At 69.5% G+C, this 20,735-nt stretch carries 16 protein-coding genes; 11 read left to right on the top strand and 5 right to left on the bottom strand.

What is annotated here, in order from left to right:
• Nucleotides 1-39 precede the first annotated feature (39 nt).
• The 6 genes from PARJ55_RS0106290 to hflX all read left to right on the top strand — a co-directional run bounded on the left by PARJ55_RS0106290 (nucleotide 40) and on the right by hflX (nucleotide 8,646).
• A complete protein-coding gene (locus PARJ55_RS0106290; RefSeq protein ID WP_028712253.1) occupies nucleotides 40-2,298 on the top strand; it encodes a PAS domain-containing sensor histidine kinase in 2,259 nt (752 codons plus the stop codon).
• On the top strand, nucleotides 2,295-3,683 hold the full coding sequence (locus PARJ55_RS0106285; protein WP_028712252.1) for a sigma-54 dependent transcriptional regulator: 1,389 nt from the start codon (nucleotides 2,295-2,297) through the stop codon (nucleotides 3,681-3,683). The genes PARJ55_RS0106290 and PARJ55_RS0106285 overlap by 4 nt, the downstream gene beginning before the upstream one ends.
• A gap of 337 nt (nucleotides 3,684-4,020) precedes the next feature.
• Complete coding sequence (gene trkA, locus PARJ55_RS0106280; RefSeq protein WP_028712251.1) at nucleotides 4,021-5,397, top strand: Trk system potassium transporter TrkA; 1,377 nt, start codon at nucleotides 4,021-4,023, stop codon at nucleotides 5,395-5,397.
• A gap of 9 nt (nucleotides 5,398-5,406) precedes the next feature.
• Entirely contained in the window at nucleotides 5,407-7,029 is a 1,623-nt protein-coding gene (locus PARJ55_RS0106275; RefSeq protein ID WP_028712250.1) for a potassium transporter TrkG, read from the top strand.
• A 75-nt stretch (nucleotides 7,030-7,104) separates the two neighbouring features.
• Nucleotides 7,105-7,338, top strand: coding sequence for an RNA chaperone Hfq (gene hfq / locus PARJ55_RS0106270; protein ID WP_017999735.1), 234 nt, complete (start codon nucleotides 7,105-7,107; stop codon nucleotides 7,336-7,338).
• On the top strand, nucleotides 7,339-8,646 hold the full coding sequence (gene hflX, locus PARJ55_RS0106265) for a GTPase HflX (RefSeq protein ID WP_028712249.1): 1,308 nt from the start codon (nucleotides 7,339-7,341) through the stop codon (nucleotides 8,644-8,646).
• Between the two features lie 266 nt (nucleotides 8,647-8,912).
• Here hflX and PARJ55_RS0106260 read toward each other — a convergent pair whose 3' ends face one another.
• From PARJ55_RS0106260 to PARJ55_RS0106240, 5 genes are all read right to left on the bottom strand, one after another.
• Nucleotides 8,913-9,833: a carbohydrate kinase gene (locus PARJ55_RS0106260; RefSeq protein WP_028712248.1), complete on the bottom strand. Its 921-nt coding sequence runs from the start codon at nucleotides 9,831-9,833 to the stop codon at nucleotides 8,913-8,915.
• A 19-nt stretch (nucleotides 9,834-9,852) separates the two neighbouring features.
• Nucleotides 9,853-11,160, bottom strand: coding sequence for a hypothetical protein (locus PARJ55_RS0106255; RefSeq protein WP_028712247.1), 1,308 nt, complete (start codon nucleotides 11,158-11,160; stop codon nucleotides 9,853-9,855).
• A 9-nt stretch (nucleotides 11,161-11,169) separates the two neighbouring features.
• Nucleotides 11,170-12,300, bottom strand: a complete 1,131-nt coding sequence (locus tag PARJ55_RS0106250) for an SPFH domain-containing protein (RefSeq protein WP_028712246.1) — start codon at nucleotides 12,298-12,300, stop codon at nucleotides 11,170-11,172.
• 278 nt (nucleotides 12,301-12,578) lie between these two features.
• Nucleotides 12,579-13,610, bottom strand: coding sequence for a DUF2927 domain-containing protein (locus PARJ55_RS0106245; protein WP_028712245.1), 1,032 nt, complete (start codon nucleotides 13,608-13,610; stop codon nucleotides 12,579-12,581).
• On the bottom strand, nucleotides 13,607-14,782 hold the full coding sequence (locus PARJ55_RS0106240; RefSeq protein WP_028712244.1) for a toxic anion resistance protein: 1,176 nt from the start codon (nucleotides 14,780-14,782) through the stop codon (nucleotides 13,607-13,609). The genes PARJ55_RS0106245 and PARJ55_RS0106240 overlap by 4 nt, the downstream gene beginning before the upstream one ends.
• Before the next feature lie 249 nt (nucleotides 14,783-15,031).
• On the opposite strand from PARJ55_RS0106240, the gene fabF reads away from it, so the two are divergent.
• The 5 genes from fabF (at nucleotide 15,032) to PARJ55_RS0106215 (ending at nucleotide 20,735) form a co-directional block, all read left to right on the top strand.
• The gene (gene fabF, locus PARJ55_RS0106235; RefSeq protein WP_028712243.1) at nucleotides 15,032-16,294 is read left to right on the top strand and encodes a beta-ketoacyl-ACP synthase II; all 1,263 of its coding nucleotides are present in this window, start codon (nucleotides 15,032-15,034) and stop codon (nucleotides 16,292-16,294) included.
• Nucleotides 16,291-17,469 (top strand): endolytic transglycosylase MltG, encoded by a 1,179-nt coding sequence (gene mltG / locus PARJ55_RS0106230; protein ID WP_036697720.1) that lies wholly within the window; start codon nucleotides 16,291-16,293, stop codon nucleotides 17,467-17,469. Before fabF ends, mltG begins: the two co-directional genes overlap by 4 nt.
• 387 nt (nucleotides 17,470-17,856) lie before the next feature.
• The gene (locus PARJ55_RS21550) at nucleotides 17,857-18,144 is read left to right on the top strand and encodes a hypothetical protein (protein ID WP_036697761.1); all 288 of its coding nucleotides are present in this window, start codon (nucleotides 17,857-17,859) and stop codon (nucleotides 18,142-18,144) included.
• Complete coding sequence (locus tag PARJ55_RS0106220; RefSeq protein ID WP_198019318.1) at nucleotides 18,044-19,435, top strand: DNA-packaging protein; 1,392 nt, start codon at nucleotides 18,044-18,046, stop codon at nucleotides 19,433-19,435. Before PARJ55_RS21550 ends, PARJ55_RS0106220 begins: the two co-directional genes overlap by 101 nt.
• A 118-nt stretch (nucleotides 19,436-19,553) precedes the next feature.
• Entirely contained in the window at nucleotides 19,554-20,735 is a 1,182-nt protein-coding gene (locus tag PARJ55_RS0106215; RefSeq protein ID WP_028712239.1) for a phage portal protein, read from the top strand.

The raw sequence follows: 20,735 nt of genomic DNA, 5'->3' as shown, positions 1-20,735 counted from the left end.
GGCCGCGGACACAGCGGCGAAACCGTGAGGACGGGCAAGGTGGCGGGAACGCTGTCCAGGGGCACATGGGAACGCGTCGCACGGTTGCGGCGCCTGCGGCTCTATCGCAATGCGGCGACCCTTGGCCTGGTGCTGCTGGGTCCGGCGCTGGCGGGGCTGACCTTCGCGGTGATGGGGCCCTTCGCCAATGCCGTTTCGGGCGGTTCGCTGCTGCGGCTGGTGCTGCTGGCCGATCTGCTCTACCTGATCGTGCTGACCGGGCTTGTCGTGGCGCGCATGGCGCAGATCGTCGCGGCGCGGCGCAAGTCGGCGGCGGGCTCGCGGCTGCACATGCGGCTGGTGGGGGTCTTCGCCACCATCGCGCTGGTGCCGACAGTGCTGGTGGCGCTGTTCGCCGGCCTGACGGTGAATATCGGCCTGGAGGGCTGGTTCTCCAACCGCGTGCAGCAGGTGGTCTCGACCTCGCTGGCGGCCGCCGAGGCCTATCAGGACGAACATCGCCGCGACCTGACCAATGACGCCAAGCTGCTGGCCGGGGCGCTGACGCAAGAGGCGCGGCGCAACCCGATGCTGGACGACGGCGAGCTGCGGCTGCTGCTGGGCCAGTTTCAGGCGCTGATCCAGCGCGGGCTGCGCGAGGCCTATATCATCGACGGCCGCGGCACCATCCGCGCCCGGGGCGAGCGCAGCTATCAGTTCTGGTATGAACAGCCCGGCCCCGCCCAGTTCGACGAGGCGGCGACCCGCGGGCTGGTGCTGATCGAGGACTGGCAGAACAACGAGTTCCGCGCCCTGGTGCCGCTGGCGCCGCTGGCCGACCGCTATCTCTACGTCACCCGCGACGTGGACGGCAGCCTGCTGGGCCTTCTGGACGACACCCGCCAGACCGTCGGCGAATACCAGCGGCTGGAGCAGGAGCGCGGCCGGGTGCTGTTCGAGTTCTCGCTGCTCTATCTGGGCTTTGCGCTCTTGCTGGTGGCGGCGGCGATGTGGCTGGGCCTGTGGTTCGCCGACCGGCTGTCGCGGCCCATCGGCCGGCTGGCCGAGGCCTCCGAACAGGTGGGCGAGGGCAATCTGGACTTCCAGATCCCCGCCCCCGACACCGGCGACGAGATCCAGACCCTGGGCGAAAGCTTCAACCGCATGACCCGGCAATTGAAGCAGCAGCGCCAGGAGCTGGTGGAGAGCTACCGCGCCGCCGACGACCAGCGCCGGCTGTTCGATTCCGTGCTCTCTTCGGTCACCGCCGGGGTGATCGGCCTCGATGCGGCGGGAGAGATCGACTTCCTGAACCGTTCGGCGGCGCGGCTCCTGGGCCTCGATCCGGCGACGGCGCATGACCGGCTGCTGTCCGAGGCGGTGCCGGAATTCGCGCCGCTGTTCGAGCGCCTGTCGCAATCGGTCAACGAATCGGTGCAGGACGAGATCCGCCTGACCCGCGAGGGCCGCGTCGAAAGCCTGCTGGTGCGCATGGCGATCCGCCGCGGCGCCGCCGGGGGGCTGGAAGGCTATGTCGTGGCGCTGGACGACGTGACCGACCTCGTGTCGGCGCAGCGCATGGCGGCCTGGGGCGACGTCGCCCGCCGCGTCGCGCATGAGATCAAGAACCCGCTGACCCCGATCCAGCTTTCGGCCGAGCGGCTGAAGCGCAAGTTCGGCCCCATCGCCGGCGAGGAGCGCGAGGCCCTGGAGCAATATACCGAGGTCATCATCCGCCAGACCAACGACCTGCGCCGCATCGTCGACGAGTTCAGCCGCTTCGCCCGCATGCCGGAACCCGACCGCAAGGAAACCGACATCGCCAAGCTCCTGCGCGATGCCGAGCTGATGCAGCGCGACGCGCTTCAGGGCGCTCTCGTCTCGGATATCCCCGACGAGCCGGTGATCGTCGATGCCGATGCCGGCATGATGCGGCAGGTCTTCACCAACCTGCTGAAGAACGCCGGCGAGGCGCTGGACGAGCTGCGCGCCGACCCGCCCGAGGGCTGGCAGCCGCAGGTCCGGGTCATGCTGCGCGTGGCCCCCGATGCGGTGACCATCCGCATCACCGACAACGGCCCGGGCCTGCCCCAGGACCGCACCCGGCTCTTCGAACCCTATGTCACCATGAAACCCGGCGGCACCGGGCTCGGCCTGCCGATCGTCAAGAAGATCGTCGAGGAACACGGCGGCAGCCTGATGCTGACCGACGCCCCCGAAGGACGCGGCGCCATGGCCGAGATCCGCCTGCCGCGCGAGCGCCAGCCGGTGCGCCTGTCCGCGCGCCGCCACAAACACGAGCAGGAAACATTCAAATGAGCGATATTCTGATTGTCGATGACGAGCGGGACATCCGCGAGCTGATTTCCGACATCCTGCGCGACGAGGGCTTCTCGACCCGCCTCGCCGCCAATTCCGACCAGGCGGTGGCCGAGCTGAACGCGGCCGAGCCGGCGCTGATGATCCTCGACATCTGGCTCAAGGACAGCAAGATGGACGGGATCGACATCCTCAAGCAGGTCAAGCGCAACAATCCCGACGTGCCGGTGGTCATCATCTCGGGCCACGGCAATATCGAGATCGCGGTGGCGGCGATCAAGCAGGGCGCCTACGACTTCATCGAGAAGCCCTTCAACATCGACCAACTGCTGGTGGTGATCCGCCGCGCCATGGAGACGGCGCGGCTGCGGCGCGAGAACTCGACGCTCAAGCGCGGCGAGGCGCGGGCCTCCGAGATGCTGGGCAATTCCGCGCCCTTCCGCCGGCTGCGCGAACAGCTCGACAAGGTGGCGAAATCGAACGGCAGGGTGATGCTGACCGGCGAGCCGGGGGCGGGCAAGGAGATCGCCGCGCGCTATGTCCACGCCCACAGCCCGCGGGCGCGCGAGCCCTTCGTCACCGTGCCCTGCGCCACCATCGAGCCCGACCATATGGAGGAGGTGCTCTTCGGCCGCGAGACCCCCGAGCGCGGCATCGAGCCGGGGCTGCTGGAGCAGGCGCATGGCGGGGTGATCTATTTCGACGAGGTGGCGGACATGCCGCTGGGCACCCAGCCCAAGATCCTGCGGGTGCTGACCGAGCAGCAGTTCCAGCGCGCGGGCGGCACCGACAAGGTGCGGGTCGACCTGCGGGTGATTTCCTCGACCAACCGCGACCTCGCGGCCGAGATCGCCGCCGGCCGCTTCCGCCAGGAGCTCTACGACCGGCTGAACGTGGTGCCGGTGCCGGTGCCGTCGCTGGCCGACCGCCGCGACGACATCCCGATGCTGGCCGAACATTTCATCGAGAGCTTCCATGCCGGCCAGGGCCTGCCGCTGCGCGCCCTGCCCGAGGAAACCTGCGCGGCGCTGCAGGCGATGAACTGGCCGGGCAATATCCGCCAGCTGCGCAACGTGATCGAGCGGGTGCTGATCCTGGGCGACGGCACCGGGCCGATCCAGCCCGCCGAGCTGGAAACCCAGAACGGCGGCGCCAGCACCGGCGAGGCCCTGGCGCTTGGCCCGCAGATCACCAGCCTGGCGCTGCGCGAGGCGCGCGAGCTCTTCGAGCGGGAATACCTGCTGGCGCAGATCAACCGCTTCGGCGGCAATATCAGCCGCACGGCGCAATTCGTCGGCATGGAACGCTCGGCCCTGCACCGCAAGCTGAAGTCGCTGGGCGTCGTCGGCGGGATGCGCGTCGAGGAGGAGCTGATGGGGAAATGACGGCGGCGCCATGCCGGTGGCGCGGTCGCATGAGTATTTGGAAAACGGTGAATGGCAGATGCTGCGCCCCGGATCACCGGGAGTTCTGCAGATCACTCCAGGGCGACCCCGGGGCGCTTTCACCGTTTGCGGTCATCGGCTCTCCAGCCTGTACCGCATGGTCTGTCTACAGGGGCGAGGTTAAGAAAAGCCTAACCGCTTCACCGTTTCCCAAATACTCATGCGGCGGTGGGACAGGCGCTGCGACTGCACGGGTGGCCCTGATGTTTTCGCTGTATCCGTCGCCCGCGCCGCGCGATAGGATCGCGCTTCACGAAGGGCATGGACCGGGGCCGGAATGAAGATCATCATCTGCGGGGCGGGGCAGGTCGGCTGGCATATCGCGCGCCATCTGGCGGGCGAGCGGAACGACGTCACCATCATCGACACCAATGCCGAGCTGGTCCGGCGCGCCACCGATGCGCTGGACGTGCAGGGCGTCACCGGCTTTGCCAGCCATCCCGACGTGCTGGACCGCGCCGGGGCGCGCGATGCCGACCTGATCATCGCCGCGACCCATTCCGACGAGGTGAACATGGTCACCTGCCAGGTCGCGCATTCCGTCTTCCAGGTGCCGCGCAAGATCGCCCGGCTGCGCAGCTCGGCCTATCTGGATGCGATCTATTCCGATCTCTACCGTACCGACCACCTGCCCATCGACGTGGTCATCAGCCCCGAGCGCGAGGTGGCGCGGGCGGCGATCCAGCGGCTCTCGGCGCCCTCGACCTTCGATGCCGAGACCTTTCTCGAGGGCCGGCTGCACCTGCTGGGCATCCTGCTGGAGCCGGACAGCCCGGTGCTGAACACGCCGCTGCGCCAGCTCAACGACATGTTCATCAGCCTCAGCGCCATCGTCAGCGGCGTGCGGCGCGGCGGCAAGCTCTTCGCGCCCGAGCCGGGCGACCAGCTGTTCGAGGGCGATCAGGTCTATGTCTTCACCCTGGCCGAGGACGTGCCGCGCACGCTGGAGATCTTCGGCAAGCCCATGGCCAAGCAGGAAAGCGTGGTCATCATCGGTGCCGGCAATGTCGGCCTTGCCGTGGCCCAGGCGCTGGAGGCGCGGCCCGAGCGCATCCGCGTCAAGCTGATCGAGCGCAGCCGCGCCCGGGCCGAGGATGCGGCCGACGCGCTGAACCGCACCATCGTGCTGAACGGTGACGGGCTTTCGGCCGAGCTGCTGGAGGAGGCGGCCGTGCCGCGCGCCGATGCGGTGCTGGCCATCACCGACGACGACAAGACCAATATCCTGGCCGCGGTGCGCGCCAAGCAGGCCGGCGCCAAGCTGGCGATTTCGCTGGTCAACGATCCGACGCTGATGTCGCTGATGGAGCCGCTGGACATCGACGCCTTCATCAATCCGCGCGCCAGCACCGTCTCGACCATCCTGCGCCATATCCGGCACGGCCGGGTGCGCGACATCTATTCCATCGGCGATGCCGAGGCCGAGGTGATCGAGGCGCAGGTCCTGTCCACCTCGCCCATCGCCGGCCGGGCGGTGCGCGACATCGAATTCCCCGAAGGCGCGCTGATGGGCGCGGTGCGCAAGGGCGAGCGCGTGATCAAGCCGACGGGCGACCTGCGCATCGAGGAGGGCGACATCGTGGTGATCTTCGCCCTGACCTCCGACATCCCCGAGGTCGAGCGCCTGCTGCAGGTCTCGATCGACTTTTTCTGAGGCGTCGGCATGAAGCTCCTGCTGCGCCTGCCGCTGATCGTGCTCCTGGGGGGGATCGGGGCGCTGGCCATGGTGCTGCCGGGGCTTTACGCCCATGCGCAGGACAGCCACAAGATCGGCTCGATCTTCCTGGGCGCGGCGGGGCTGTTCGTGCTGCTGGCGGCGATCCTGGGCATCGCCACCGCCGGCACGCCCGAGGGGCCGCGGGCGCGCAGCGTGCTTCTGACCATGCTGGGCACCATGGCGCTGCTGCCGGCCATGCTGGCGGTGCCCTTCGCCCTGGCCCTGCCCGATACCGGGTTCTTCAACGCCTGGTGGGAGATGATCTCCTGCCTGACCACCACCGGCGCCTCGCTTTATTCCCCCGAGCTGCTGCCGGCGCCGCTGCATCTGTGGCGGGCGCTGGTCGGCTGGCTGGGCGGGCTGTTCATGCTGGTCGCGGCCATCGCGCTGCTGGCGCCGCTGCGGGTCGGCGGGTTCGAGATCATGTCCTCGCCCTATGGCCGCAGCGAGCGGTTCGAGCGCCTGCCGCGCTCGGCCGAGGGCCCGGACGCCCTGGCCCCGCTGACCCATCCCGCCTTCCAGACCGAGCTGGCCGATCCGGCGCATCGGGTGATGCGGGCGGGGCGGGTGGTGCTGCCGGTCTATGCCGGGCTGACGCTGCTGATGTGGATGCTGCTGCTGATGCTGGGCGAAACCGGTCTGGTGGCGCTGACCCGCGCCATGGGCACGCTGTCGACCAGCGGCATCAGCCCGGTGGGCGGCCCGGCCGGGCAGGGCAGCGGCATCGCCGGCGAGGTGGTCATCTTCCTGTTCCTGATCCCGGCGCTGTCGCGCCGGTTCTGGCCGGGCGGCGGCGAGCTCAGGGCCAGCGAGAGCTGGGCCGGGGATCCCGAGCTGCAGATGGCCGCCGGCGTGGTGCTGCTGGTCTCGGTCGTGCTGTTCGCCCGGCATTTCGCCGGCGCCATCGGCGTCTCGCCCGAGGGCGGCATGGGGGTGCTCGGCACGCTGGACAGCGCCGCCTCGGCCGCCTGGGGCGGGATCTTCAACGGGCTGAGCTATCTGACCACCACCGGCTGGAACTCGGTCGAATGGCAGGGGGCGCGCAACTGGTCGGGGCTCAGCTCGCCGGGGCTGATGCTGGCCGGGCTGGCGATGATGGGCGGCGGCGTCGCCACCACGGCGGGCGGGGTCAAGCTCCTGCGGGTCTATGCCCTCGCGCGCCATTCCGAGCGCGAGCTGGAGCGGATCGTGCATCCCAGCTCGGTCGGCGGCGGCGGGCTGATGGCGCGGCGGCTGCGGCGCGAGGGCGCCTATCTCGCCTTCATCTTCTTCATGCTCTTCGCCAGCTCCATCGCGGTGACGGTCATGCTGATCTCGCTGCAGCGGGTCGAATTCGATTCGGCAACGATTCTCTCCATCGCGGCGCTGACCAATACCGGGCCGCTGGCCGGCGCGATTCCGCTGACGCCGACCTTCCAGGGCTCGGCCGGCATGGCGGGGGCGCCCTGGGCGGGCTGGGCCGGGCTGCCGGGGCTGACCAAGGCGGTGCTGGCCGGTGCGATGATCGTCGGCCGGGTCGAGACCCTGGCGATCCTGGCGCTGGTCTCGCCCGAATACTGGCGCCGTTAGGGCGGACACATGCTTGCAAGCGGCTGCCCGCTCGCCTAAGTCTTGAAAACCAGCGATAAGAACAAGGTGCCCCGAATGGCCGGCGACAAACAGAACCTCCAGGACGCTTTTCTGAACCATGTGCGCAAGGGCAAGGTCCCGGTCACGATTTTCCTTATCAATGGTGTGAAATTGCAGGGTGTCATCACCTGGTTCGACAATTTCTGCGTGCTCCTGCGCCGCGACGGACAGTCGCAGCTGGTCTACAAGCACGCCATTTCCACCATTATGCCGGGGCAGCCGATCAGCCTCTATGACGGCGAGGACTGATTGGCCGAGCCCTCGGAAACCCGCGAGCGGCCGACCCGCGCCTATGTGATCCATCCCGATCTGGGCAATTCGCGCACCCGCCGCTCGCCCGAGCTGGCGCTGGAAGAGGCCGTGGCGCTCGCCCATGCGCTGCCCGCCATCGCGGTGACGGGGGCCGAGGTGGCGCGGCTGCGCAATCCCGATCCGGGCATGCTGTTCTCCAAGGGCAAGCGCGAGGAGATCGGCCAGCACCTGCAGGCCGCCGCCGAAGGCGAGGGGGCGGAACTGGTGCTGATCGACGGGCCGGTGACGCCGGTGCAGCAGCGCAACCTGGAAAAGGAATGGGGCGTCAAGATCCTCGACCGCACCGGACTTATCCTGGAAATCTTCGCCGACCGGGCGCAGACGCGCGAGGGCGTGTTGCAGGTGGAACTGGCGGCGCTGGCCTATCAGCGCACCCGGCTGGTCCGGGCCTGGACCCACCTGGAACGCCAGCGCGGCGGGTTGGGCTTTGTCGGCGGCCCCGGCGAGACTCAGATCGAGGCCGACCGCCGCGCCATCGACGAGCAGGTGATCCGCCTGCGCCGGCAACTCGAGCGGGTGGTCAAGACCCGCGAGCTGCATCGCAAGGCCCGCGCCAAGGTGCCCTATCCGATCGTGGCGCTGGTCGGCTATACCAATGCCGGAAAATCCACGCTGTTCAACAGGCTGACCGGGGCCGAGGTCCTGGCCCAGGACCAGCTTTTCGCCACGCTGGACCCGACCATGCGGCAGATGGTGCTGCCGGGCGGGCGCCGGGTGATCCTGTCCGACACCGTGGGCTTCATCAGCGACCTGCCGCATGAGCTGGTCGCCGCCTTCCGCGCCACGCTGGAGGAGGTGCTGGCCGCCGACCTGATCCTGCATGTCCGCGACATCAGCCATCCCGAGACCGAGGAACAGGCAGGCGACGTGGGCGAGATCCTCGATTCGCTGGGGGTCGAGGAGGACGTGCCGCTGATCGAGGTCTGGAACAAGATCGATGCGCTTTCCCCCGAAACCCGCGCGGCGCTGCGGCGCACCGATGCGCGGACCGCGGGGGTTCAGGCGATCTCGGCGCTGTCTGGCGAGGGGCTGGAGGCATTGCTGGCCGCCATCGAGGCGCGGCTGGCCGAGGTGCTGGACGAGCCGCGCCTGGAGGCCGATCTGGTGCTGCCGCATTCGGACGGCCGGCGCCGGGCCTGGCTGCATGAGCGCGGCGTGGTGGAGGCCGAGGAACTGGCCGAGGACGGCGTGCATCTGCGCCTGCGCTGGACGGAGCGGCAGAAGGCGGCCTTCGAGGCGCTTTGACCGGCACCGTCGCGCGGGCGGCTTTTGAAAGACGGCAGCGGTCGCAAGAGCCGGGCGCGGCCGGTGCCGATTGAGCGGCTGCGATTTGGGTATTTGGGAAACAGAGAAGCCAAGGCCGGGCCGCAGGGCGCGGCCTCTTCGCTTTCACGATTTCCTCAATGTCCGAATTCCATCCTGCCGGTCGGTTTGGGGCAAAGGCGGCTTCTCTGTTTTCCAAATACCCATGTCGCGACGGAACGGCCGGGGCCGAGGCTTCCCGTTTGGGGTCAGGCCGGCAGGGCGGAAAGCTCGTGCGCCCAGGGTGGGTTGGCGCCGGGGCGCGAGACGGTGATCGCCGCCGCCCGGGTGCCGAGCGCCAGCGCCTGGGCGACAGCCTCCGGCGTCAGGCGTTCCAGCCCCTCGCGCGTCAGCACGCCCGCGCGGTCGAGCGCGGCCAGCACCCCGGCGTTGAAGGTGTCGCCGGCGCCGATGGTGTCGGCGACCTCGACCCGCAGGGCCTGGGCGGCCAGCGGCTCGCCCGACCAATGCGCCCGCGCTCCCGCCGAGCCGCCGGTCTGGAAGACCACCCGCGGCCCGCGTGCGAGGATCGCGGCGGCGGCCTCCTCGAAGCTTGCGCCCGGCATCAGCCAGTCGAGGTCGTCGCCCGAGAGCTTGATCAGGTCGGCCATGCCGATCAGCCGGTCGAGCCGGGCGCGATAGGCCGTCTCGTCGGCGATGAAGAAGGGGCGGATGTTGGGGTCCAGCATCACCGGGATGCGGTGGCGGACGCGTTCCACCAGCGCCTCGACGGCGGCGCCGCAGGGATCGGGGACCAGGCTGATGCCGCCGATGAACAGTGCCGAGACCGCGTCGGGGATCTCGGGCAGGTCCTCGGGCGCCAGCATCCGGCCGGCCGAGCCCTCGTCGTAGAAGGCATAGCGCGCCTCGCCCCCGGTCAGGGTCACGAAGGCCAGCGTGGTCAGCCGGTCGCTGCGCGGGCAAAGGCCGGTATCCACCCCCGCCTCGGCCAGCGGGCGCAGCAGCATCTCGCCGAAGGTATCGCGCGAGATCGGCCAGAGATAGCCCGTGTCGATGCCCATGCGGCCAAGCGCGATGGCGGTGTTGTAGACCGCGCCCCCGGGCAGGGGCCGGTAATGGGCGCCCTCGGGCACCATGTCGATCAGCGATTCCCCGGCGCAAAGGATCATCGGCTTCCCCTCCCGTTTCTTAGCCGCTTCGGACGGCGGGACCGTCCGCTCCTGTCTCCTGATAGCGGTAACTGCCGCTGATGGAAATATCCGGCGTCAGGTCGGCGGCGCCGAAGCGGATGAAACCGCCGCGCTCGTTCAGCCAAAGCGCCGCCAGAAGCAGCGCCAGCGCCAGCAGCACGGCAAGGGCGATCTTCCAGACAGACCAGGGCCGCTCGCCCTGCACGCGGCCGGACTGGCCATTGACCACGAAACGATAGCTCTTGCCGTTGTAGCGATAGGCGGCGGTCCAGACCGGCAGCAGGATATGCTTGAAGGTCTCGTTCGCGAAGCGGGTCTCGATGCCGGTGACGCGCTGTTCGTTGCCGCCGATGGCGCGGCGCACATCCATGGCGATCACCCCGGCCATTTCCTGCCGGGCGATGTCATGACCCGAGCCGAGCGGGATCGTATAGCCCTCGGCCAGGAAGCCGGCCAGGTATTCGGGCCGGTAGGGCACCAGATGCGACAGGTCCCAGGGCGTCAGCGCATCGGTGATGCGGCGCGGCAGCGCGCTGGAGGCCAGCACCAGCACATCGTCGAAATTCCGTGCCACCTGGCCCGAAACCGGGGTCCAGCGCGTCTTGCGCACCTGCTGCGCCACCCGTTGCTGGCGGCCGTTCACCATTTGCGTGACGTAGACGGTTTCGTAATACCAGTCGCCGCGGGCGCCGCTGTAGCGCGAGGCGGTGTCGGCGTCGAAGGTCCAGAAGGGCGAATAGACCCCGCTCATCTTCTTGCCGCGCCGGGCATAGGCGGTCAGGCCCGAGGGCGCGAACCACAGCCCGCGCAGCCAGTCCTCGAGCGCGGCTTTCGCCTGCGCCTCGGTGATGACGAAGGGCAGCACGCCCTGCGGCTTGACGTGGCGCGTCGTGCCGGTGTCGGTGACGACGGCGGTGGCGCAGAACGGGCAGGCCGAGGCGTGGCGGTCGCTGGTGATCTCGACCTTGGCGCCGCAATTCGGGCAGGAGAGGGTGCGCACCGTCTCGGTCAGGTCGCTGTGCCGGTCCAGCGAAAGCCCGTGCTCCAGCGGCAGTTCCTGCAGCTGCGGCGACTTGTGCCCGCCGTCCCATTGCAGCGCCCGCCCGGTCGCCGGGTCGAGCAGGATGGCGCTTTCGCCCCATGGCCCCTGCTGGCTCTGGCGGGAGGGCGCGCGGGCGGGGCCGGGGCCGATATGGCTTTCATGCCCGCAATAGGGGCAGACCAGGCTTTGCTGGCCGGGCGAGAACTCCAGGCTGGCGCCGCAATTCTCGCAAGGATAGCGGTATTCCGAGGGCGGCGTCGGCATTCCGGCGGCTTACTCCGCCTTCGGGATCGGCGGCGGGGGCGGCGGCGCGACGGTGAAGAGCTGGGCGAGTTCGGCGACCTCCTCGGCCGGTTTCCAGCCGTCCTGGCCGGGCGTCCAGACCAGCGTTTCGCGGGTGAAGCCGCCCTCGCGCACCAGGCGGCCGAGATGGGCGCGGCCATAGGGGCCGTCGGCCTGGCCGTTCACGGCGATATGCCAGACGGTTTCGGGATGCAGCGGCGGCGGGGTCTGCGGCGCCTGCTGCTGGGGCACGGCGCCCCAGGGGCCGCGCTGCGCCATGGCGGCGCCCATGCCCGCGCCAAGCCCGGCGCCGATGCCCGCGCCCATTCCCGCACCCATGCCGCCGGGCTGGTTCGAGGCGTTCAGCATCGCCTCGGATGCGGCATATTGGCCAAAGCGGTTCAGGTCGCCGACGATGCCCATCGATGTGCGCTTGTCGAGCATCCTTTCCACCTCGTCGGGCAGGCTGATGTTCTCGATGTAGAATTCCGGGATGGTCAGGCCATAGGCGGCGACGGTGGGGCCGATCGCCTTGGCGACCATCTGGCCCAGGTCGCCGGTATTCGCCGCCATGTCCAGCACCGGGATGCCCGAGCCGGCGATCATGCGCGAGAATTCCTGCACGATGATGTTGCGCAGCTGGAAGCTGATCTCGTCGCGGGTGAATTCGCCGTCGGTGCCGACGATCTCGGTCATGAAGCGGCCGGGGTCGGTCACGCGCATGGAATAGGTGCCGAAGGCGCGGATGCGCACCGGGCCGAATTCCGGATCCCGCGCGATGACCGGGTTCTTGGTGCCCCATTTCAGGTCGTTGAAGCGGGTGGTGTTGACGAAATAGATCTCGGACTTGAAGGGCGAACGGAAGCCGTGGTCCCAGTGCTGCAACCGGGTCAGGATCGGCAGGTTGTTGGTTTCCAGCATGTAGAGGCCGGGCTGGAACACGTCGGCCAGCTGCCCCTCGTGGATGAAGACGGCGGCCTGGCCCTCGCGCACGGTCAGCTTGGCGCCGTATTTGATCGCCTTGCCGACGGTCGGGTAGCGATAGACCATCGTGTCGCGGGTGTCGTCGGTCCATTCGATGATCTCGATGAACTCGCCGCCGAGGATGTTGAACAGGGACATGGGTCTGCCTTTTTCGTTGCGAGGCCGCGGGCTGCCCTTGAGGATAGTGCCGAGGCAGCCCCGCTCGTCAAGCGAGGAGAGGGTGGCGATGGCGGCGCGGATTCATCTTTTCTTGAGGGAAGGGTGATAGCCAGGCGGAAATGCCGCCCCGCCCCCGATCCCGGAGATGTGCCATGCCGAAGCAGCCGGACCGCCCGCCCGACCGAGTTCTGCGCCTGTTGGCGGGGATTGCGGCCTGGCTGGGCCTGGCGTTCCGGTCGCTGCGGGGCGGGGCCCTGTCACACCTCGGTTCCCAGCAGCTCGCGGGCGATCTGCAGCACGATGGGGCGGGCCTCGGCCTCGGTCATGCCGGGGCGCAGGCGGGGGTCGTAGAGGATCTTCAGCAGCAATTCGTCATGCTGCGTCAGATAGGCGAATTCCTCGTCGTCGTTGAAGATCGAGGGGCGCACGCGCGGGCTGTCATTGGCCAGGCCCATGCCCTGCGCCAGTTCCTCGTGGATGCAGGAGCGGCGCAGGCGCGGCGGCAGCTCGGACCGGATCAGCGCCACGGCCTGGGCATAGGCCGGGGAGTTGCCGTTGGAATAGGCGAAGACTGTGCAATAGTTCTGCGGCGCCAGGTCGCGCAGCGCGGCGATGTCGCCGGCCGGGATGCCGGGCACCAGCGAGGACAGGCGCGGGCCGATGGCGCGGCGCTCGTCCTCGTTCAGGATCAGCACGTTGAAATTGCCCGAGGCGCCGGTCAGCGCGACCGGATGGCCGGTGATGCGCTGGAGCCGCGCGGCATAGCCGGCGATCTCGGCCCGGTCGCGGGCCCGCTGGGCGGGGGCGACCGAGTCGCCGAATTCCAGCCGCACCCGCACCGGCTGCTGCCAGCGCCGCAAAGGGGCGGGCGTCGGGCGCGAGACCAGCTTGCCGCCCTCGCGCACATATTCGTCGTGCAGCGCCACCTCGATGAAATCCTCTGCCAGCTTTTCCGGGGTCAGCGCGATCTCGGTGCCGGGATCGGTGCGCAGCCGGCCGCGGGCGATCAGCGCCTCCTCGACGCCGGCGAGATAGTCGCGCATGTTGCGGCTGGCGGGCGAGGCGGCGGCGGCCTCGGCGCGCGCGGTGGCGGCGCGGGCACTTTCGGCGCGTTCGCGGCGCAGCGCGGCCTGATCGACCGGCGGCGGTTCGGGGCGCTCGGGCGGGGGCGGGGCCTCGACCGGGGGCGGCGGGGCCTCGGCCGGGGGCTCGGGCGCGCAGGCGGCCAGCAGCGCCAGCAGGGCCAGCGCAAGGGTCAGGTGCAGGGAGGGACGGGCAGGCAGGGTCACGATGGCGTCGATGCTGGGTTGGGGGATCGGGCGCTGGCCGAGGCGAGGGTCTTGCGCAGCTCGGCCTCCATCGCCTTGAGGTCCTCTTCGGCGGCGGCGCGGCGGGTGCGGCCCTCGTCGGCGATGCGCAGGCTGTCCTCGATGGTCGAGATCAGCTCGGCATTGGCGGTGCGCACCGCCTCGATGTCGAAGACGCCGCGCTCGACCTGGGTGCGGATCTGGGCATTGGCCTCGCGCAGGTTCTTCGCGTTGGCGGTCAGAAGGTCGTTGGTCAGGTCGTTCGCCTCCTTGACCGCGCGGGCGGCCTCGGCGCTGCGCTGGATGGTCACGGCCTGCGCCAGCTGCGTTTCCCACAGCGGCACGGTGTTGACCAGCGTGGAATTGATCTTTGTGACCAGGGACTTGTCGTTTTCCTGCACCAGCCGGATCGAGGGGAGGGACTGCATGGTCACCTGCCGCGTCAGCTTGAGGTCGTGCACCCGGCGCTCCAGGTCGTCGCGGGCCGAGCGCAGGTCGCGCAGTTCCTGCGCGGCCATGACCTTGTCGTTCTCGGCCGCGGCCTCGACAGCCGCTTCCCTGGCGGGGATCTCGTCGCGGTCGATCTGGGCCAGCTTCTCCTCGCCCGCCGCGATGTAGAGCGCGAGCTCGTCATAGAAGTTCAGCGTGCGGTCATAGAGCAGGTCGAGCGACTTGATGTCCTTCAAGAGCCGGTGCTGGTGCTGATCGAGATCGGCGGTGATGCGGTCGATCTGGCCCTGCACCTGTTCGTAATTGGCGACGAACTTGGCGAAGGGCGCGGCGCGGCCCAGAAGCTTCTCCCACCAGCTGCGCTGGCGGCGCACGTCCAGCTCGCTGACCGAGAAGCCGCGGATGGTGGTCACGATCTCGCGCAGGGATTCGCCGGCCGGGCCCACATCCTTGTTCTTGACGTCGGCCAGCATGGCCTGGCTGATTTCCTGCAGCTCGTTCTGGGCCCGGGCGCCGAAATGCACGATCGAGCCGGAGTCGCGGATGTCCACCTCGGCCATGCGCTTGCGGATCTCTTCGGCGACGGCGGGCTCGGCCTCGGCCAGTTTCGGGGCGGCTGCGGGGGGCTCGGGCAGGACGACCGCGGTCACGGTCTGGATCTCGTCCAGGGCGGCCTGGGCGCTGGCCTGTGTCTGCGTGGTCATCCGGCGTCGTCCTTTCCTATGGGAGCGTCTGCAAGAGAGGGGCTCGGCCGCAGAATAGGCCGATTCCCGATGAGTTCAACGAGCGCCCGCAGGTGCGGTTCCCATTGCTTTCAGGGGTGTTGCCATCCTGCCCGAATGGCGCCGGACCGGTGGGGCGGCGGCTTGCCGGCCCAGGGCCGCTTTGCGTTGCGCGGCGGGCGGCGCGCGTGTAGAACCTGCCCGATTGAGCGTTGCGAAGGGAGCCCGTGCATGCGCAGAGTTGTCGTCACCGGTCTGGGGATGGTCACGCCGCTGGCCTCGGGGGTCGAGGAGACCTGGTCGAGGCTTCTGGCCGGAGAATCCGGCGCCGGACCGATCACCCGGTTCGACACCGCGAATGTGGCGACGAAATATGCCTGCGAGATCCCGTTCGGCGACGGCACGGGCGGCAGCTTCAACCCCGACGACTGGATGGAGCCCAAGGACCGGCGCAAGGTCGACGACTTCATCCTTTACGGCATGGCCGCCGCTGCGCAGGCGGTGAAGGATTCCGGCTGGGAGCCCGCGAACGAGGACGAGCGCGAGCGCACCGGGGTGATGATCGGCTCGGGGATCGGCGGGCTGTCCTCGATCGCCGACACGGCGGTGCTGATCAAGGAGCGCGGGCCGAAGCGGGTCAGCCCCTTCTTCATTCCCGGCGCGCTGATCAACCTGGTCTCGGGCCAGGTCTCGATCCGGTTCGGCTTCAAGGGGCCGAACCATGCCGTGGTCACGGCCTGCTCGACCGGCGCCCATGCCATCGGCGACGCGGCGCGGCTGATCATGCTGGGCGATGCCGACGTGATGGTCGCGGGCGGCACCGAAAGCCCGATCTGCGAGATCGGCATCGCCGGCTTCAACGCCTGCAAGGCGCTGTCGACCAAGCGCGAGGACGATCCCAAGGCTGCCAGCCGCCCCTGGGACGAGGACCGCGACGGCTTTGTCATGGGCGAGGGCGCCGGCGTCGTCGTGCTGGAGGAATACGAGCACGCCAAGGCGCGCGGCGCGAAGATCTATGCCGAGATCCTGGGCTATGGCCTGTCGGGCGACGCCTATCACATCACCGCCCCCAGCGAGGACGGCGACGGCGGATTCCGCAGCATGACCAATGCCTTGAAGCGCGCCAACCTGTCGCCGGGCGACCTGGACTATATCAACGCGCATGGCACCTCGACCATGGCCGACGTGATCGAGCTGGGCGCGGTCGAGCGGCTTCTGGGCGAGGCCGCGGGCGATGTGGTCATGTCCTCGACCAAGTCGAGCATCGGGCACCTCTTGGGCGCGGCGGGGGCGGTCGAGGCGATCTTCTGTATCCTGGCGCTGCGCGACCAGATCTGCCCGCCGACGATCAACCTGGACAATCCGGCGCGCGAGACCCCGGTCGACCTGGCCGCCAATGCCGCCGTGCGGCGCAAGGTGGATTACGTGCTGTCCAACAGCTTCGGCTTCGGCGGCACCAATGCCAGCCTGGTGATGGGGCGGGTCGAGGAATGATCTGGCGCCATATCGCGTCGAACTTCCTGACGCTGCTGATCGTGATCCTGATCGCGGTCGCGGCGGCCATCGCCTGGGGCAAGCACGAATACACCAAGCCCGGTCCCAGCGCCGTGGCCGCCTGCGTCCGGGTCGCCCCCGGCGCCAGCCTGAACGCGGTCAGCCAGCAGCTGGCCGAGCAGGGGGTGGTGTCCAATGCCTATGTGTTCCGGGCGGGCGCCGATTATGCGGGGAAATCGCGCGATCTGAAATACGGCTCCTATCTGATGCCGCCGGGGGCCAGCATGGAGGAGATCGTCCGGGTCATCACCGCCGGCGGTCCCAGCACCTGCGGCACCGAGGTGGTGTTCCGCATCGGCGTGCGGGAAAATTCGGTGATCCTGCGCGACATGGATGCCGAGACCGGGGTCTTTGCCGAGCAGGCGAAATACAATCCCGCCAGCGAGCCGGCGCCCGAGGTCATCGTTGCGGCGGAAGCGAAGCCGGACGCGCGGCTGCGCATCTCGGTCGCCGAGGGCGTCACCAGCTGGCAGGTGGTCGAGGGGCTGAAGCAGGCCGGGTTCCTGGGCGGCGAGGTCGCGAAACTGCCCGACGAGGGCATCCTGGCGCCCGACACCTATGACGTCGAGAAGGGCGCCGACCGCGCCGCGCTGCTGGCCGAGATGGAGCGGCGGCAGGCGGCGTTCCTGGCCGCGGCCTGGGAGAATCGCGAGCCGGATCTGCCCTACGAGACGCCGGAAGAGGCGCTGATCATGGCCTCGATCATCGAGAAGGAGACCGGGGTGCCGGACGAGCGCCGGGTGGTGGCCAGCGTCTTCGTCAACCGGTTGCGGCAGGGCATGCGGCTGGAGACCGACCCGACGGTGATCTATGGCGTCACCGGCGGCAAGGGGGTGCTGGACCGCGGCATCCGGGGGTCCGAGCTGCGGCGGCGGACGCCCTACAACACCTATCAGATCGACGGGTTGCCGCCGACGCCGATCGCCAATCCCGGCCGGGCGGCCATCGCGGCGGCGCTGGACCCCGAGGATACGGATTACGTGTTCTTCGTCGCCGATGGGTCCGGCGGGCACGCCTTTGCCCGCACGCTCGAGGAGCACAACCAGAACGTCGCGCGCTGGCGCGAGATCGAGCGGCAACGCGGGCAGCCGCTTTCCCCGGTGCAGGGGGATTGACCGGCGCCGGCCCTTGGCGCGGGCCGGCCGGTTTTTTGAGTATTTGGGAAACGGTGAAGGCACGGCAGTGCCCCGGCGGCGGGTGTTGCGCCGGGCGTGCGCTGCGGTGTTGCGTGAGGCAATCGATTGTTATTGCGGGGGAAAACGGCGCTGGGCGATGCAACCTTTGGTTTTGAGTTGACTCAGCGAACGCCCTGAAGTAGAAATTACCCATGCTGGGAGAGATGGGCAAGCGGCCGGGTCGATGACCTTGGGCCGCTTTTTTCATGTCTCGCTCGTGCGGACAGGCACACGAGGGCAGGGCGATCAAGAATGACCATGAGTTTCGATCCGGGGCCGGAGGCGCCGGAAGGGCCTTTCGTGCCCGGCGCCGCCACGGCGCCCGACATGAGCGTGCTGGACATCGCGGACGGGCTGTTTCGGTCCTATGCGGCGGATCTGACCCGGCTGCGGGAAAAGATCCAGGCAGGCGAGACGGGGGAGTTGAAGGAATCCGGCAAGCTGGTGCGTGACCTTCGGGCCGCGACCCAGATGGTGCTGGAGGAAAGGAGCAGGGTTGACAAGCTTCGCAAGGATGCTGCCGGACAGGTCGGTGCAGGCGCACTCGACCTTGTCGCGGCACGAGACGAGATCGGGCGCCGCCTGGCTTGCCTGCGCCGCGCCGCAGGAGGTTGACGATTTCCTGGGCGGGCTCAGCGACAATGCGCTGGCCGCGCTGCCCTGGCTTTTCGAGTTCTGGGCACTGCCGCATCAGCTGCCGCCCGAGGGCGACTGGAAGACCTGGGTGATCATGGGCGGGCGCGGCGCGGGCAAGACCCGCGCCGGCTCGGAATGGGTGCGCGCGCAGGTCGAGGGGGCGACGCCCGAGGCGCCCGGGCGGGCGCAGCGCGTGGCGCTTGTGTCCGAGACCTTCGATCAGGCGCGGGACGTGATGGTGTTCGGCGAGTCGGGGATTCTGGCCTGTTCTCCGCCGGATCGCCGCCCGGTCTGGGAGGCGGGTCGGCGGCGGCTGGTCTGGCCCAATGGTGCGACCGCGCAGCTCTATTCGGCGCATGAGCCCGAGGCGCTCCGCGGGCCGCAATTCGACGCGGCCTGGGTCGACGAGCTGGCGAAGTGGAAGAAGGCCGAGGAGACCTGGGACATGCTGCAATTCGCGCTGCGGCTGGGGCAGCATCCGCAGCAGGTGGTGACCACCACGCCGAAGAACGTCGCGGTGCTGAAGCGGATCCTGGGCAATGCCTCGACCGTGACCACCCATGCGCCGACCGAGGCGAACCGCGCCTATCTGGCCGAGAGCTTCCTGGCCGAGGTCGAGGCGCGCTATGCCGGCACCCGGCTGGGACGGCAGGAACTGGAGGGCTTGCTGCTCGAGGATGTCGAGGGGGCGCTGTGGACGACCTCGATGCTGGAGCGTTGCCGGGTGGAGGCGGCGCCGCGGCTGTCGCGCATCGTGGTGGCGGTCGATCCGGCGGTGAGCTCGGGCGCGGCCTCGGACGAATGCGGCATCGTGGTCGCCGGCGTGGTCAGCGAGGGGCCGGTCACGGAGTGGCGGGCCTATGTGCTGGAGGATGCCTCGGTCCGGGGCGGGCCGCTGGACTGGGCGCGGGCCGCCGTCGCCGCGATGCAGCGGCACGGCGCCGAGCGGCTGGTGGCCGAGGTCAACCAGGGCGGCGACCTGGTCGAGAGCGTGATCCGGCAGGTCGATCCGCTGGTGCCGTTCCGGGCCTTGCGGGCCGGGCGCGGCAAGGGGCTGCGGGCCGAGCCGGTGGCGGCGCTTTACGAGCAGGGGCGGGTGCATCACCTGCGCGGCCTGGGCGCGCTGGAGGATCAGATGTGCCGCATGTCCGTGGCGGGCTATGACGGGCGCGGCTCGCCCGACCGGCTGGATGCGCTGGTCTGGGCGATCCACGAGCTGGTGATCGAGCCGGCGGCGTCCTGGAGGCGGCCGGCGGTGCGGGGGCTGTAGCGCCGGACCGGGGCTCTGCCCCGGACCCCGGGATATTTACGCAAGAAAGAAGGGCCGTTGGGGGTCCGTGGAGGGTCGCGCGAGCGGCCCTTTTTCATTGGAGATTCAGGAGGGACCGATGGCATTTCCCTGGTTCGGGCGGGGGGCTGCGCCCGCGGAGGTCGAGAAGAAGGCAAGCGCCGCGGGCAAGGTGGTGGCGCTGGCGGCGGGTTCGGGGCGGGTGGTCTGGTCGCCGCGCGACACCGCTTCGCTGACGCGGACGGGCTTCGTCGGCAATCCGGTCGGGTTTCGCGCCGTGCGGCTGATCGCCGAGGCGGCCGCCGCCGTGCCGCTGGTCTGCCAGGATCGCGAGCGGCGCTATGACCTGCATCCGGTGCTGGACCTGCTGCGCCGGCCCAATCCGGGCCAGGGCCGGGCCGAGCTGTTCGAGGCGCTGTTCGGGCAGATCCTGCTGAGCGGCAACGGCTATCTGGAGGCGGTGGGCGAGGGCGCCGGGGGACTGCCGGGCGAGTTGCATGTGCTGCGCTCGGACCGGATGGCGGTGGTGCCGGGGCCGGATGGCTGGCCCGTCGCCTATGAATATGGCGTGGGCGGGCGCAAGATGCGCTTCGACATGGCGGGCAGTCCCGATCCGATCTGCCACATCCGCAGCTTCCATCCGCTGGACGACCATTACGGGCTGTCGCCGATGCAGGCGGCGGCGGTGGCGGTGGATGTGCACAACAGTGCATCCGGCTGGTCGAAGGCGCTGCTGGACAATGCGGCGAGGCCGAGCGGCGCCATCGTCTACAAGGGCGCGGACGGGCAGGGCAGCCTGTCGCCGGACCAGTACGACCGGCTGGTGACCGAGATGGAGATGCACCACCAGGGCGCGAGGAATGCCGGGCGGCCGATGCTGCTGGAGGGCGGGCTCGACTGGAAGCCGATGGGGTTCTCGCCCGCCGACATGGAGTTTCACGAGACGAAGCTGGCGGCGGCGCGGGAGATTGCGCAGGCCTTCGGGGTGCCGCCGATGCTGATCGGCATTCCGGGCGAGGCGACCTATGCCAATTACGCCGAGGCGCACCGGGCCTTCTACCGGCTGACGGTGCTGCCGCTGGTCTCGCGCGTGGCCAGCGCCGTGGCCTGGTGGCTTTCCGAGCATCTGGGGGCCGAGATCGACCTGCGCGCCGATCCCGACCAGGCGCCGGCGCTGGCCGAGGAGCGCGACAGCCATTGGCGGCGCATCGGCGATGCCGCTTTCCTGACCGAGGCCGAGAAGCGCGCCGCGCTGGGGCTGCCGCCGCTGGCGGAGGAATGA

This window comes from Paracoccus sp. J55 (assembly GCF_000513975.1).
In the GTDB taxonomy this organism is placed as follows: Bacteria; Pseudomonadota; Alphaproteobacteria; order Rhodobacterales; family Rhodobacteraceae; genus Paracoccus.
This window is presented reverse-complemented; position numbering and strand designations above follow the sequence as displayed.